We start from the raw sequence: 14,655 nt of genomic DNA, 5'->3' as shown, positions 1-14,655 counted from the left end.
TGATTAAAAGCTAAACTACATTGCTTCCATTTTGAAAGTCATGCTTTCTATTACTTTTAAGATTGCCTCTACTGTATCCATTGAAGTAAGACATGGTACGCCGTTTTCTACACTCATTCTTCTAATTTGGAAACCGTCTCTTTCAACTTGTTTTCCCTTCGTCATGGTGTTTACGACGTACTGTACTTTTCCTTTTTGGATAAGATCGATCAGATTTACGCTTTCTTCTCCTATTTTGTATCCAATTTTGCAAGGAATTCCTTTTTCTTTGAAGAATCCAGCTGTTCCTTCCGTAGCCCAAATTTTAAAGCCTACTTCATGGAATCTAGCTGCCAACTCTGCCGCTTCTTGTTTGTGCTTATCTGCTACTGTGAATAAGATAGATCCTATTACAGGAACTTTTCTTCCTGCTGCGATTAATCCTTTGTATAAAGCTTTTTCTAGTGTAGTATCTTTACCCATTACTTCACCTGTAGACTTCATTTCTGGTCCTAGGGAAATATCTACTTTCGTAAGTTTAGAGAAAGAGAATACAGGTACTTTTACAAATACACCTTCTTTGTTTGGAACTAATCCGTTTTTGTAACCTAAATCTGTAAGTTTTGCTCCTAGTATTGCTTTTGTAGCTAATTTCGCCATTGGTACATCTGTAATTTTAGATAAGAAAGGTACCGTTCTAGATGATCTTGGGTTCACCTCGATTACATATACATTACCCTCAGATAAAACATACTGGATGTTCATCAATCCAATCACGTTAAGTCCTTTCGCCAATCTCTGAGTGTAATCCACCAAAGTATCAATTTCTGCTTGAGAAACGTTTTGTGGAGGATACACAGCAATAGAATCTCCAGAGTGTACACCTGCTCTTTCGATGTGCTCCATAATTCCTGGGATAATCACTGTTTCACCATCACAGATTGCATCTACTTCTACTTCTTTTCCGGTAAGGTAACGGTCGATCAAGATTGGGTGTTCCGAGCTTTCTTTTACTGCATTAGTCATGTAGTAGCTCAATTCTTTGTCGTCGTATACAATTTCCATGGCTCTACCACCAAGTACATAACTAGGACGTACCAATACTGGGAAACCAATTTCGTTAGCGATAACTAAAGCTTCTTCTTTTGTGAAACAAGTTTTTCCTAATGGTTGAGGAATATTAAGTTCTTGAAGTGCAGCTTCAAATTTATTTCTATTTTCTGCTCTATCTAGATCTTCCAAAGAAGTTCCTAAGATTTTTACACCATAGCTTGCCAATTTATCAGCTAAGTTAATTGCAGTTTGTCCACCGAACTGTACTACAACACCTTTTGGCTTTTCTAGATCTATAATGTTCATTACATCTTCTTCCGTTAATGGATCGAAGTATAATTTGTCTGAGATAGAAAAATCTGTAGAAACCGTTTCTGGGTTATTGTTGATGATAATGGCTTCGTAACCCATCTCTTTGATAGCCCAAACAGAATGTACCGTAGCATAATCAAACTCTACACCTTGTCCGATTCTAATAGGTCCAGAACCCAAAACAATAATTTTTTCTTTTTCCGTTACAACACTTTCGTTTTCTTCTTCGTAAGTTCCATAGAAATATGGAGTTTCGCTTTCAAACTCAGCAGCACAAGTGTCTACCATTTTGAAAACTGGAATAATATTATTTTCTTTTCTGAAATTATAAACTTCACGTTGCTTCACATCCCAAAGTTCTGCGATATGAACATCAGCAAAACCTAGTTTTTTAGCTTTAATTAAAGTTTCTTTATCAAATTTGTTATCAGAAATTACTTTTTCAAAGTCGATTAGTTTTTTGATTTTCCAAATGAAGAATTTGTCAATTTTACTCCATTCTACAATTTGTTCCCAATCATAACCTCTTCTTAGCGCATCACCGATGATAAATAATCTCTCATCATCACATACACGGATTCTTCTTTCGATTTCTTCCTCTGTAAGTTCTTCTGCTTGTTTTTTCTTTAAACCTAAATGAGTAAGACCTGTTTCTAGAGAACGAATTGCTTTGTGTAAAGACTCTTCGAAATTTCTACCAATTGCCATGACTTCACCAGTAGCCTTCATCTGAGTAGACAATCTTCTGTCTGCCGTCTCAAACTTATCGAATGGGAATCTTGGGAACTTAGTTACCACATAATCCAAGGCTGGCTCGAAACATGCGTATGTTTTCCCTGTTACAGGATTCATGATTTCATCTAAAGTAAGACCCACCGCAATCTTTGCCGCAATCTTAGCAATTGGATATCCAGTTGCTTTAGAAGCCAAAGCAGATGATCTAGAAACTCTAGGGTTTACCTCGATAATATAGTAGTTGAAAGTATGAGGATCTAATGCCAACTGTACGTTGCAACCTCCTTCTATACCTAATGCTCTAATGATTTTAAGTGAAGAATTTCTTAGCATTTGATATTCTCTATCAGATAAGGTTTGAGAAGGCGCTACTACGATAGAATCTCCTGTGTGAACTCCCACTGGATCTATGTTTTCCATATTACAAACCACAATTGCATTGTCGTTTGCATCACGCATTACTTCGTATTCAATTTCTTTGAAACCAGCAATAGACTTCTCTATCAAACACTGCGTAACTGGGCTGTATTTTAAGCCTAATTCTGCAATTTCTTTTAATTCTTCCTCAGTTGCAGCAATACCACCACCCGTTCCACCCATGGTAAACGCAGGTCTTACGATTACTGGATAACCAATTCTATCCGCAAAATCTATTGCTCCTTCTACTGTTGTTACAATATCAGATTCTGGTACCGGTTCGTTCAGCTCTCTCATCAGTTCTCTGAAGAGATCTCTATCTTCCGCTCTGTTGATTGCAGAAAGCTTTGTTCCTAAAACTTCAACTTTACATTCTTCTAGGATACCTGAGTTTTCTAACTCTACCGCCATATTAAGGCCAGTTTGTCCTCCTAGCGTTGGTAAAAGTGCGTCTGGGCGCTCCTTTCTGATGATATGACTTACAAATTGTAAAGAAATTGGTTCTATATAAACTTTATCTGCAATCTCCACATCCGTCATGATAGTTGCAGGATTAGAGTTGATAAGAATCACTTTGTAACCTTCTTCTCTTAGTGATAAACAAGCCTGCGTTCCTGCATAATCAAATTCTGCTGCTTGCCCAATGATGATAGGGCCAGAACCGATTACTAATATTGTTTTTATGTCTGTACGTTTTGCCATTTTATTATATAAGATTAAAGAGCCAAGAATCGAGATTTGAGATTCTATCTTTGACTACTTTATATTGTTAAATTATTTTTAAAAGAATATATCATTTTCTTAATTTCAATTAAATCTTTAATCAAAGAATCTGCTTTTTCTATAAATATTAATTGAAGTTCTTTCATCAAAATTAATTGAGTTTGTAATTCAAACGAGAATACAAGAGTCACGGCTCTCGTTTCTCAATTTTACTTCTTAAAATCCTCCATCAATTTGATAAAATCATCAAATAAATAGTTAGCATCTTCTGGTCCAGGACTCGCCTCTGGGTGATATTGCACAGAAAAACAAGGATGAATTTTGTGTTTTATACCTTCATTGGTTCTATCATTAAGTGCGATATGCGTTTCTACAAGGTCTGTATCTTTCAAACTCTCCTGTTCTACAGCATAACCGTGATTTTGCGAAGTGATTGCTACTTTATTATTTTCTAAATCTAAAACAGGGTGATTTCCTCCTCTATGACCGAATTTAAGTTTGAACGTTTTTGCACCACAAGCCAAAGCGATTAATTGGTGACCCAAACAGATTCCGAAAATTGGAACTTTACCTAGCAATCCACGGATCATAACTAAAGCTTCTTGGTTATCTTCTGGATCTCCAGGACCATTAGATAACATGATTCCGTCTGGATTCATCATGAGGATTTCTTCGGCAGTAGAATCTTGGGAAACTACCGTGATATCGCAATTTCTTTGAGATAACTCTCTGATAATTCCCAACTTCGAACCGAAATCTACCAACACAACTTTCAATCCTCTACCTGGGTTTGCATACGAGGTCTTTGTAGATACAGTTTCCACCTGGTTGGTTGGGAATATTGTATTCTTTAGTTCAGCGATAGTAGTATCATTATCTGCATCGGCATTTACAATTTTGCCTTTCACAACACCAGAATTACGAAGAATTCTTGTCAATCTTCTTGTATCAATACCTGAAATCCCCGACATTTTTTTTCTCTTGAAGAATTCATCCAAGGATAATTGTGATCTAAAATTAGATGGCAGATCGCATACTTCTTTTACAATAAGCCCTTTAATTGCGGGCTCTATACTTTCATAATCATCACGATTAATCCCATAATTCCCTATCAAAGGATACGTCATACAAACCATTTGACCACAGTAAGATGGGTCAGAGATAAGTTCTTGATAACCCGTCATCCCAGTATTGAAAACTACTTCACCTGCAGTTTCCGCTTCTGCTCCGAAACCTTCTCCGTAAAAAACCTCTCCGGATTCTAATATTAATTTCTTTTTCATTTTTATTTTATTAGATGCTAAGCATCAAATTTCAGATGCTAGACATTTCAATTTCTTTTACTTACTTTACTTTTTATGTACTGTTGTATTTATGATTTCATTAAAACATTGTACACGGGTACATTTTATTTAAACTCAAATCCCTTTTGCTCCAGAGCATCTTTGATGATTGCCATTCTTGCGAATACACCATTTTGCATTTGTTTAAATATCCTTGAGCGATTACATTCTACCAAATCGGTATCTATCTCCACATCTCTATTAATTGGTGCTGGATGCATGATGATAGCATTACTTTTCATTCTATTTTCTCTTTCCTTAGTAAGCCCGTATTTCTGATGGTATTCTGATGCCGAAAAACTCATCGTAGAATCGTGACGTTCGTGCTGAATCCTTAGTAACATCAAGACATCAACCTCTTGTATTAATTCGTTTACGGGAAGATAGGTTCCATTAATAAGAGCACCTTCATCAAACCAATTTTCTGGTCCCGAGAAATATACTTTTGCACCCAATCTTCTTAATGCTTCTGCATTGGAGTTGGCTACTCGGCTGTGTTTCACATCTCCTACAATTCCTATTTTTAATCCTTCAAAAGATTCAAACTCTTGATAGATTGTCAATAAATCTAATAAGCATTGTGATGGATGATTTCCTGTACCATCTCCACCGTTGATTACGGGTATTTTTATATCTTTCAATTCTTCAAAATACCGATCTTTTTTATCTCTGATTACCACTAAATTTACACCTAAACTCTCCAATGTTTTTACTGTATCATAAAGTGTTTCACCTTTATTTACCGAGCTATGCGAAGCATCAAAAGGAATAACCTGCAAACCCAATTTTCTCTCAGCAATATCAAAACTAGTTTTGGTTCTCGTACTATCTTCGAAAAATAGGTTTGAACTGAAAACTTCACCTTCTATCTTTGCAATTTTACCTTTAGAAAAAGCCAACGCTTCTTGAAGTAATTTATTGATTTTCTCTGTACTTAGCTCTGTAATCGTAAACATAATTATCTGTATTTTTTACAAAAAAAAAGCGAAGACAAATCTTCGCTTAATATAATAAATATCGTAAAGGGCGCCAATGCAGCCCGGAAATTCTAATGATATAAATACTGTTTTATTCATTAGGTGCAAAGATATATTATTTCAGCGAAACGGCAAAATCTGAGTGTTAAAAAAATTAAAAATTTAATTACTTCTCAGTCTCGATATTTCTTGATATTTTTGTCACTCATCAAAAAACTATTATGGACGCTAAAGACAAAATGATCCTCAAAATTATACAAGCCGACTCTACACTTTCTATTAAAGAAATATCTGAAAGAATTGGCCTTACCTTTACTCCTACTTACGAGCGTATAAAACAACTAGAAAAGCAGAAAGTAATAGAGAAATATGTAGGTCTACTAAATAGGGAAAAATTAGGACTAAATCTTATTGTCTATTGTAACGTACGTTTGAAGGAACAATCGCAAAAAGTACTAGAGTCTTTCGAGAATCATATTGGTAAGTACGATGAAGTTCAAGAAATCACTAGCCTTTCTGGAGAATACGATTATATGCTAAAAATCATTGCAAAAGATATCAATTCTTATAATGATTTTGCTGTAAATGTAATTTCAAATACACCTAATATTTGGCAATATCACAGTTCTATTGTACTTCATGAAGTTAAAAAATCTACAGAATTTAAGATTGATTTAGATTAACCTAGCAATTTGTCTCTCAGTTTATTAAACTGATATTCTACTTTATCCAAACACAAATTTCCTATACTCCCTTGATGAGTATGGTTCAGATTCTTTACCTCAAATTCAAATTCATTATTTTCAATTTCGTTTCCTACTTTTATATATGCATCTCTAAATGAAAGACCGCTTTGTACTTCCTCATTGATCTTTTCTACACTGAACAAGTATTTGTATTTCTCGTCTTCCAAAATCCCTTCTCTCACTTGGATATTAGGTAAAGTATAATTTAGGATTGCCAAACATTCCTTAAGAGAATCTATAGCTGGGAAAAGGATTTCCTTCGTTAATTGTACATCTCTGTGATAACCAGAAGGGAGATTATTCGTTAATAATATAAGCTCATTCGGCAATGCTTGTATTCTCCCAGATCTTGCTCTTACCAATTCGAAAATATCCGGATTCTTCTTGTGAGGCATAATACTGCTTCCCGTAGTAAATTCTTTAGGGAAACTAATAAAATTGAAGTTTTGGCTGAGATACAAACAAACATCGTAGGAGAATTTGCCTAAAGTTCCTGCTAAAGTTGCCATCGCCATTGCCAACATTTTTTCGGATTTCCCACGCGTCATCTGCGCATATACCGCGTTATAGTTCATGGTATTAAATCCTAAACTTTGCGTAGTACTTTCTCTATTAATAGGAAAAGATGATCCATAACCTGCTGCAGAACCTAATGGATTTTTGTTGATGATATTCTTTACAGAAAACAACATTTCTACATCATCCAAAAGCGCTTCTGCATACGCCCCAAACCAAAGTCCGAATGACGAAGGCATTGCTATTTGAAAATGTGTATAACCTGGCAAAAGAGTATTTTTATGCTGTTCTGCCAACTTTACCAAATTCTGGAAAAACTCATTGGTTAAAACCGTAATTTCTCTTATCTCGTCTAGTAAATACAATTTTATATCCACCAAAACTTGATCATTTCTAGATCTTGCGGTGTGTATTTTCTTCCCTGTATCGCCTAGTTTTTCAATTAAAATAGATTCTATCTGAGAGTGAATATCTTCCGCCTCTTTGTCGATCTCAAAAGCTTCATTTTGGATATCTTTCAAGATATCTTCTAAAACTTCTAGCATTTTGACAGATTCTTCATGAGAAATAATCCCAACCTCTGCAAGCATTTTGCATTGGGCAATATTTCCTAAAACATCGTACTTCGCCAAACGCTCGTCGAAGTCTAGATCTTTACCTACCGTAAACTGATTAACTATATTGTTGGTTTGGACATTGTCTTTTTGCCAAATTTTTTTCATAATTTTCTTTTTAAATATTAGAAGTGAAATTCAATCATTTTAGATATAAAATTTCGCGTCTTATAATACTTTTTCTAAAATCTTGATGTAGATATCTATTCCCTCTTTTATCTCATCAATATAAATGTACTCATCTGCAGTATGAGATCTAGTACTATCTCCAGGTCCCATTTTCACAGATGTGCAAGGGATAATTGCTTGGTCTGAAGATGTGGGCGATCCATAAGTTGTCCTTCCTAAAGACAAACCAGCTTGTACAAATGGATGATCGATCTCTATTTTTGAAGAATTGAGCCTAAATGACCTTGCTGTCAGTTTAGATTTCATCTGAGCCTGTATAATATCAAAAGCTTCTCTGTTGCTATAAGCATCTGTAACTCTCACATCCAAAGTAAACAAACAAGTCTCTGGCACTACATTGTGCTGCACTCCCGAATGAATACCAGACAAAGTGATTTTCACTTCTCCCAAATAGTCTGAAACTTTTGGAAGTTTAAAATTCAGGATGTTTTGCAAATCTGCAAGACATTTCACAATAGAGTTATCAACATTAGGATGAGCAGCATGAGAAGGAGTTCCCTTCATTACTCCATCTATTACCAAAAGACCTTTTTCCGCGATTGCCAAATTCATCTGCGTTGGTTCTCCTACAATGGCAAGCTCCACATTCGGAAGCTGCGGAAAAAGAGCTTCGATACCGTCTACACCGGAAATCTCCTCCTCAGCCGTCAAGGCTATTATTAAATTATAATCTAAATTTTCTTGTGCGTAAAAATGCAAAAATACTTGTGCCAAAGAAACCAGCGAAGCACCAGCATCATTACTCCCTAACCCAAAAATCTTTCCTTCTTTTTCTATGGCTAAGAAGGGATCTAGCGTATAGGCTTTGTTGGGCTTTACTGTATCATGATGCGTATTAAGCAAAATGGAAGGCTTATTATCATCAAAATATTGGTTGACTGCCCAAATATTATTTTTGAAACGGTTGGTAGGAATATGATTATCTTTAAAAAAATTCTCTATTTCTACCGAAGTATTATATTCATCTTTACTGAAAGAAGGAATCTCGATCAGCTTTTTTAGCAATGTAATAGCTTTCTCGGATAGTTCTTCTCTACGATAAACAGATTTCGGTTCCTGCATGGTTATTTTCGGTATGTTTTTGGAGTTGTGTTTCTTTAATTAGATACACTTTTTTTACATTGTTTTTTGCCGCTGCTAGCGCATTTTCTAACTTTGGTAAAATTCCTTTATGCAATTTCCCTGCTTCCTTTAAAGCTAAAAAATCTTCTGAAGAAACTTTTTTTATGACCGAACTTGAATTGTTTACATCTGCTAAAACTCCTTCTTTATCAAAACAATACAATAATTCTACATCAAAATCATCAGACAAACTTTGCGCAATTACAGAAGCTATAGTATCTGCATTGGTATTAAAAAGATTGCCCATTTTATCATGAGTGATTGCCGAAAATACGGGTACAAGATTGAGTTTCAAAACATTTGAAATCAACGTACGATTAATGCTTTCTACCGTAATATCGCCTACGAAACCAAAATCTATCTGAGGATGATTTCTTTTTTTAGCTTGTATTACATTAGCATCTGCACCAGAAATACCAATAGCGTTGCAATCTACACTTTGTAGTTTTGCGACGATATTTTTATTGATTCCGCCAGCATACACCATCGTTACAATATCCAAAGTTGCTTTATCTGTAATCCTTCTGCCATCTACCATTTGTTGTTCAATACCGAGTTGATTAGCCAACGTTGTTGCTAATTTTCCTCCGCCATGCACCAAGATTTTTTTCTCTTTTATCTGAGAAAACTGAGTCAGAAATTCTTTTAATAAAACTTCATCATCTATTAAAGCGCCGCCTATTTTTACAACAAAAAGTTTCTCTTTCATGATGATTATTTTGTAATAATTTGGTCTAGAATTTCGCTGAACACAGTTTGTGCAGAGAATATTCTATTTTTTGCTTGTTGGTAGATAATAGAATTTTCACCATCCATCACTTCGTTACTCAATTCTACATTACGACGTACTGGCAAGCAATGCATTACTTTTGCGTTATTGGTATTGGCTAATTTTTCATTCGTTAACATCCAGTTATATTTCACTTCTGGTGTTGCAGCATAATCCTCGAAAGAAGACCAGTTTTTAACATAGATAAAATCTGCATCCTTCAGAGCTTCCTCCTGATTGTGAATTACAGGTGTATCTTTTACAAAATTCGGGTCTAGATCATAGCCTTCAGGGTTAGTAATAACGAAATCAACATCCATCTCTTGCATCCACTCTGTGAAAGAATTTCCAACTGCGTGTGCAATTGGTTTCACGTGAGGTCCCCATGATAAAACTACTTTTGGCTTACGCTCTTCTTTCCAGTTTTCTGTGATCGTAATACAATCTGCCAAACTTTGTAATGGGTGACGCGTTGCAGATTCTAGAGAAACCACAGGAACTTTAGCATGCTTTTCAAACTGACTAAGAATACTTTCGTTCACGTCATCTTCTTTCACTTTCATGCCAGCAAAACAACGTACAGCGATAATATCGCAATATTGGTTTAGTACTTCTATCGCATCTTTTATGTGTTCTACAGTACCGCCATCCATTACGGCTCCATCTGCAAATTCCAGGTTCCAAGCTTCTTGCGCAGCATTGAGTGTTAAAATATTTAAACCTAAATTTTGTGCTGCAATTTGGCTACTCAAACGAGTTCTTAAACTTGAGTTTAGGAATACCAAACCTATTGTTTTACCTTTACCTTTTTCTGTATCAGAAAGTGGATTTGCTTTTATTTCTAAAGCTTTTTGTATAATTTCCTGTAAATTTTCGATATCATTTACAGAGGTGAATTTTTTCATTTTGAATTGATTTTTTACTTAAAAATTTTAAAAATTTAGATTAAAACCTTTAGGCTGAAATTAATATTAAATTTTTTCTAAAACCGTTTTGAACGCATTGATAAACAAATCTGTTTCTTCCTTTTGGATATTAAGTGCTGGTAAAACCCTCAATACACTTTTATCATTGGCATTACCCGTAAAAATATGATGCGAATAAAGCAATTCTTTTCTTACTTCTGCACAATCTCTATCTAGTTCTATACCCATCATCAGACCTTTTCTTCTAATAGATTTGATGTGAGGAAAACTTTTCACTTGATCTTCTATATAAGCACCCATTTTTTCAGCATTATCAATTAGGTTTTCTTCTTTGATAACATCCAAAACAGCAATTGCCGCAGCACATGCCAAGTGATTCCCACCGAATGTTGTACCTAATAATCCATAACTTGATTCAAATTTTGAACTAATTAAAACTCCACCTATTGGGAAACCATTACCCATTCCTTTTGCAGTAGTAATAATGTCTGCTTTTATGCCGAACTCTTGGTGTGCAAAGAAATATCCAGACCTTCCGTAACCCGATTGTACTTCATCTAAGATTAAAACCACATTATTTGCGTCACACAATTCTTTAATTTTATCTAAAAACTCAATCGTAGGAATCATTATTCCTCCAACTCCTTGTATGCCCTCAATAATTACAGCAGAAATCTTAGAACCATGCGTCTTGAAAGTTTCCTCTAATTGATTGATATTATTAAATTCTGATTTGATAAATCTTTCAGAATAATTAACGGGAGCCACAATCTTTGGATTATCCGTTACAGAAACTGCTGCAGAAGTACGTCCGTGGAAAGAATTTGAAAAATACAATACTTTGCTTTTTCCATTATAGAAAGAAGCCAATTTCAAAGCATTTTCATTCGCTTCAGCTCCAGAATTACACAAGAATAATGAGTAATCATAATAACCAGAAATTGCTCCTAATTTCTCAGCCAACTCTGTTTGTAAACTATTTTGAACAGAGTTTGAATAGAAAGAAATTTTTTCTAATTGATCTTTTAATTTTGCTTGATAATGAGGGTGATTGTGACCAATAGAAATTACAGCGTGTCCGCCGTAGAAATCTAAATATTTTTCTCCTTTTTCGTCCCAAAGAAAAGAACCTTGAGCTTTTACAGGATTGATATTAAATAATGGATATACGTTGAATAAATTCATTTTTTTTGTTTTAAAATGCAATAGGTTTTAGGTCTAATCCTAGGTTTTCTTCCCATCCCATTGCAATATTCATGTTTTGAACCGCCTGTCCGGAAGCTCCTTTAAGCAAATTGTCAATCGCTGAATGAATAACTATTACATTACCGTTTTTCTCTACATGGATCACGCAGCGATTGGTATTGACAACTTGTTTCAAATCAATTGCTCTATCACTTACCTTTACAAAAGGCGCCTCTGCATAAAAATCCTTATACAATTGATTGATATCAGTAAGCTCTAAATCTGTTTTTATCGTGGAACTCGTAAAAATTCCTCTCGCAAAATCTCCTCTCCATGGAACAAAATTTAGGCTTACTTCTTTATTATTAAGTGAAATTACTTGTTGAAGAATTTCATCTACATGCTGATGAGTAAGGGTTTTATAAGCAGAAACATTATCATTTCTCCAAGTAAAATGAGTAGTAGCTTGCAGAGATTGCCCAGCTCCGGTAGAACCCGTAATCCCTGTAGTATACACCTCATCCAGCAACCCTTTGTTTGCCAATGGCATTAGTGCCAACTGAATTGCGGTAGCAAAACAACCCGGATTTGCAATACTTTTAGCTTGCGCGATATCCGATTTGTTGATTTCTGGAAGTCCATAGATAAAGTTTCTATCCAAAGACTTTCCATCCAAACGAAAATCATTTCCAAGATCAATCACCAAAGTGTTTTCAGAAACTGAATTTTGAGATAACCAATTCTTACTTTCTCTATGTGGCAAACACAAGAAAACAATATCTACTGCTGAGATTTCATTCGTTAATTCTATATCGCAAACCATTTCTAAATCTGCATAGATTTCAGAAATTTTAGTTCCCGCATTAGAACGACTGTACAAAAACCCTAATTCTACATTTGGATGATAGGCAAGCAAACGAACGAGTTCGCTTCCTGTATAGCCATTTGCTCCTACAATTCCTACTGTTTTCATTGTATTTAATTTTTGAGAACATTAAATTCTACACCTAATCTCTCGCAGCCCGACGTGAGTGGAGCTCATTTTTATTTTTTTTGAAAATAAAAATAGCGGGAACGGAAGGCGGATAAAGCTGCCCTATTTATTTTTTATTAATTTGGTGGTAAATATTTAATGAGTTGCTAAGAATTTTTGTAAATCCTTTTACATCATCACCAGACCAAGCTCTGTTTGCTTCGCCATAGCTTCCAAAAATATCGGACATCAAATCGTTTGGAGACTCGATTCCATTCAAGATAAAACGATATGGAAGAAGCGTAATGAACACTTTACCATTCACAGCTTTTTGAGAATCTTGCAAGAAAGCCTCGATATTTCTCATCACTGGATCTAAGAAAAGCGCTTCGTGAAGCCAGTTTCCGTACCAATCTGCTTGTTGAGATTTTATGGTTTGTTGATATTTGGATAACGTATGTTTTTCTAATAAATGATGAGCTTTGATGATGATAGATGCTGCAGCAGCCTCGAAACCTACTCTACCTTTAATCCCCACAATAGTATCACCAACGTGAATATCACGTCCAATACCATAAGGAGATGCCAATTCTTCAATCTTCTGAATTGCTTGTACAGGATGAGCAAAAACTTCTCCGTTTACAGCAACCAATTCTCCATTTTTGAATTCAATTTCTAATTCTGAAGCCTCTGTTTTTTCCACTTGAGAAGGATATGCAGATTCTGGAAGAGAATATCTAGATGTTAAAGTTTCTTTTCCTCCAACAGAAGTTCCCCAAAGACCTTTATTAATAGAATATTGAGCTTTTTCGAAATCCATTTCGTAACCGTGATCTTTCAAAAACTGAATTTCTTCTTCTCTTGATAAACTTAAATCACGAATTGGAGTAATAATCTCGATATTAGGGCACATTACTTGGAACATCAAATCAAAACGAACCTGATCATTTCCTGCTCCCGTACTTCCATGTGCAATAGCATCTGCACCCAACTCTATCGCTGATTCAGCAATTATTTGCGCTTGTATTGTTCTTTCTGCACTTACAGAAAGTGGATAGGTATTATTCTTAAGAACGTTTCCAAAAATAAGATACTTTACACAATCGTTATAATATTTTTCGGATGCATCTACAAAACGGTAAGAAGCAAGACCTAGTTTTTCTGCTTTTTCTTGAAGTTCAACAGCATCATTAGCATCAAATCCGCCTGTGTTTACTGTTACTGCATGTACTTCATACCCTAAAGTTTCAGTTAAATATTTTGCACAATAAGAAGTATCCAAACCTCCACTGAATGCCAATACCACTTTTTTAGTCGTTCCCATTATATACCGTTTCTAGATTATTTTTTGTTATCATTTCATTACTTTTTGGCTCAAATAACATTGCCGTACAGAGACAATTGTTTCTCTCCTTACTTTTTAGAATTTCATAGTTGACACAGTTTTTACAACCGTTCCAAAATTGGTCATCTTGCGTAAGTTCCGAGTAGATGACAGGTCTATAACCTAAATCACTATTTATTTTCATGACCGCCAATCCTGTGGTTAAACCAAATATTTTTGCAGTTGGATATTTTTCTCTAGACAAGTCAAAAACCCTTTCTTTTATTTTTCTCGCCAATCCCAATTTCCTGAATTGCGGAGAAACGATAAGACCAGAATTGGCCACATACTGACCATCTGACCAAGTTTCTATATAGCAGAATCCTGCCCATGTACCCTGATCATCTGTTGCGATAACAGCTTTACCTTCTAGTATTTTCTCAGTTATATATTCAGAGGTACGCGTAGCAATTCCTGTCCCTCTGGCCTTAGCAGAGTTGGCCATTTCCTCACGGATTTGTTCCACATATATCAAATGTTTTTCAGAAGAAACTTCTAAGTTCATTTCTTGTTAGCTATAAATTAGAATGCAAATTTAAAACATTATCACTTTAATTTCAAAATAAATAAGATAAAATTATTGTTAAAATTATTATAGTTAGATATTTTATCTGTTTTGAGTTGATTTAACAGTTTAAGAAAGTTGAAAATTAAGTATTTGTTTAATTTTAAAAATTATGGCAATTGCAAAA

At 34.9% G+C, this 14,655-nt stretch carries 13 protein-coding genes; 1 reads left to right on the top strand and 12 read right to left on the bottom strand.

Annotated elements, in window-relative coordinates:
• Nucleotides 1-15 precede the first annotated feature (15 nt).
• The 4 genes from carB to ACKI42_RS10890 form a co-directional block, all read right to left on the bottom strand.
• Nucleotides 16-3,198, bottom strand: a complete 3,183-nt coding sequence (carB, locus tag ACKI42_RS10905; RefSeq protein WP_407405332.1) for a carbamoyl-phosphate synthase large subunit — start codon at nucleotides 3,196-3,198, stop codon at nucleotides 16-18.
• A gap of 59 nt (nucleotides 3,199-3,257) precedes the next feature.
• Entirely contained in the window at nucleotides 3,258-3,410 is a 153-nt protein-coding gene (locus tag ACKI42_RS10900) for a four helix bundle protein (protein ID WP_407405330.1), read from the bottom strand.
• Between the two features lie 18 nt (nucleotides 3,411-3,428).
• Nucleotides 3,429-4,502, bottom strand: a complete 1,074-nt coding sequence (locus ACKI42_RS10895; RefSeq protein WP_407405328.1) for a carbamoyl phosphate synthase small subunit — start codon at nucleotides 4,500-4,502, stop codon at nucleotides 3,429-3,431.
• A gap of 125 nt (nucleotides 4,503-4,627) precedes the next feature.
• Entirely contained in the window at nucleotides 4,628-5,518 is an 891-nt protein-coding gene (locus ACKI42_RS10890) for an aspartate carbamoyltransferase catalytic subunit (protein WP_407405326.1), read from the bottom strand.
• Between the two features lie 242 nt (nucleotides 5,519-5,760).
• On the opposite strand from ACKI42_RS10890, the gene ACKI42_RS10885 reads away from it, so the two are divergent.
• Nucleotides 5,761-6,222, top strand: coding sequence for an Lrp/AsnC family transcriptional regulator (locus ACKI42_RS10885; protein WP_407405324.1), 462 nt, complete (start codon nucleotides 5,761-5,763; stop codon nucleotides 6,220-6,222).
• On the opposite strand, the gene argH is transcribed toward ACKI42_RS10885, so the two are convergent.
• From argH to ACKI42_RS10845, 8 genes are all read right to left on the bottom strand, one after another.
• Entirely contained in the window at nucleotides 6,219-7,523 is a 1,305-nt protein-coding gene (gene argH, locus ACKI42_RS10880) for an argininosuccinate lyase (protein WP_407405322.1), read from the bottom strand. The genes ACKI42_RS10885 and argH overlap by 4 nt on opposite strands.
• A gap of 60 nt (nucleotides 7,524-7,583) precedes the next feature.
• Entirely contained in the window at nucleotides 7,584-8,666 is a 1,083-nt protein-coding gene (locus ACKI42_RS10875; protein ID WP_407405320.1) for a M20 family metallo-hydrolase, read from the bottom strand.
• Complete coding sequence (argB, locus tag ACKI42_RS10870; RefSeq protein ID WP_407405318.1) at nucleotides 8,638-9,435, bottom strand: acetylglutamate kinase; 798 nt, start codon at nucleotides 9,433-9,435, stop codon at nucleotides 8,638-8,640. The genes ACKI42_RS10875 and argB overlap by 29 nt, the downstream gene beginning before the upstream one ends.
• A gap of 5 nt (nucleotides 9,436-9,440) precedes the next feature.
• Nucleotides 9,441-10,400: an acetylornithine carbamoyltransferase gene (locus ACKI42_RS10865; RefSeq protein ID WP_407405316.1), complete on the bottom strand. Its 960-nt coding sequence runs from the start codon at nucleotides 10,398-10,400 to the stop codon at nucleotides 9,441-9,443.
• 66 nt (nucleotides 10,401-10,466) lie between these two features.
• Nucleotides 10,467-11,606: an aspartate aminotransferase family protein gene (locus tag ACKI42_RS10860; protein WP_407405314.1), complete on the bottom strand. Its 1,140-nt coding sequence runs from the start codon at nucleotides 11,604-11,606 to the stop codon at nucleotides 10,467-10,469.
• 10 nt (nucleotides 11,607-11,616) lie between these two features.
• Nucleotides 11,617-12,579: an N-acetyl-gamma-glutamyl-phosphate reductase gene (argC, locus tag ACKI42_RS10855; protein ID WP_407405312.1), complete on the bottom strand. Its 963-nt coding sequence runs from the start codon at nucleotides 12,577-12,579 to the stop codon at nucleotides 11,617-11,619.
• A 127-nt stretch (nucleotides 12,580-12,706) separates the two neighbouring features.
• Nucleotides 12,707-13,903 carry an argininosuccinate synthase gene (locus tag ACKI42_RS10850; RefSeq protein ID WP_407405310.1) on the bottom strand — a complete coding sequence of 399 codons (1,197 nt, stop codon included), beginning with the start codon at nucleotides 13,901-13,903 and terminating at the stop codon, nucleotides 12,707-12,709.
• On the bottom strand, nucleotides 13,890-14,468 hold the full coding sequence (locus ACKI42_RS10845) for a GNAT family N-acetyltransferase (protein ID WP_407405308.1): 579 nt from the start codon (nucleotides 14,466-14,468) through the stop codon (nucleotides 13,890-13,892). Before ACKI42_RS10845 ends, ACKI42_RS10850 begins: the two co-directional genes overlap by 14 nt.
• Between the last annotated feature and the right edge of the window lie 187 nt (nucleotides 14,469-14,655).

This window comes from Chryseobacterium sp. (assembly GCF_045629545.1).
Lineage (GTDB): Bacteria > Bacteroidota > Bacteroidia > Flavobacteriales > Weeksellaceae > Chryseobacterium.
This window is presented reverse-complemented; position numbering and strand designations above follow the sequence as displayed.

Bases quoted from the DNA above. Each gene is read 5' to 3' on its own strand.
- argH (WP_407405322.1), bottom strand. From the start codon at position 7,523: ATGAAAAAAATTTGGCAAAAAGACAATGTCCAAACCAACAATATAGTT.
- ACKI42_RS10850 (WP_407405310.1), bottom strand. From the start codon at position 13,903: ATGGGAACGACTAAAAAAGTGGTATTGGCATTCAGTGGAGGTTTGGAT.
- ACKI42_RS10865 (WP_407405316.1), bottom strand. From the start codon at position 10,400: ATGAAAAAATTCACCTCTGTAAATGATATCGAAAATTTACAGGAAATT.
- ACKI42_RS10845 (WP_407405308.1), bottom strand. From the start codon at position 14,468: ATGAACTTAGAAGTTTCTTCTGAAAAACATTTGATATATGTGGAACAA.
- ACKI42_RS10890 (WP_407405326.1), bottom strand. From the start codon at position 5,518: ATGTTTACGATTACAGAGCTAAGTACAGAGAAAATCAATAAATTACTT.
- ACKI42_RS10860 (WP_407405314.1), bottom strand. From the start codon at position 11,606: ATGAATTTATTCAACGTATATCCATTATTTAATATCAATCCTGTAAAA.
- ACKI42_RS10885 (WP_407405324.1), top strand. From the start codon at position 5,761: ATGGACGCTAAAGACAAAATGATCCTCAAAATTATACAAGCCGACTCT.
- ACKI42_RS10895 (WP_407405328.1), bottom strand. From the start codon at position 4,502: ATGAAAAAGAAATTAATATTAGAATCCGGAGAGGTTTTTTACGGAGAA.
- argB (WP_407405318.1), bottom strand. From the start codon at position 9,435: ATGAAAGAGAAACTTTTTGTTGTAAAAATAGGCGGCGCTTTAATAGAT.
- argC (WP_407405312.1), bottom strand. From the start codon at position 12,579: ATGAAAACAGTAGGAATTGTAGGAGCAAATGGCTATACAGGAAGCGAA.
- ACKI42_RS10875 (WP_407405320.1), bottom strand. From the start codon at position 8,666: ATGCAGGAACCGAAATCTGTTTATCGTAGAGAAGAACTATCCGAGAAA.
- carB (WP_407405332.1), bottom strand. From the start codon at position 3,198: ATGGCAAAACGTACAGACATAAAAACAATATTAGTAATCGGTTCTGGC.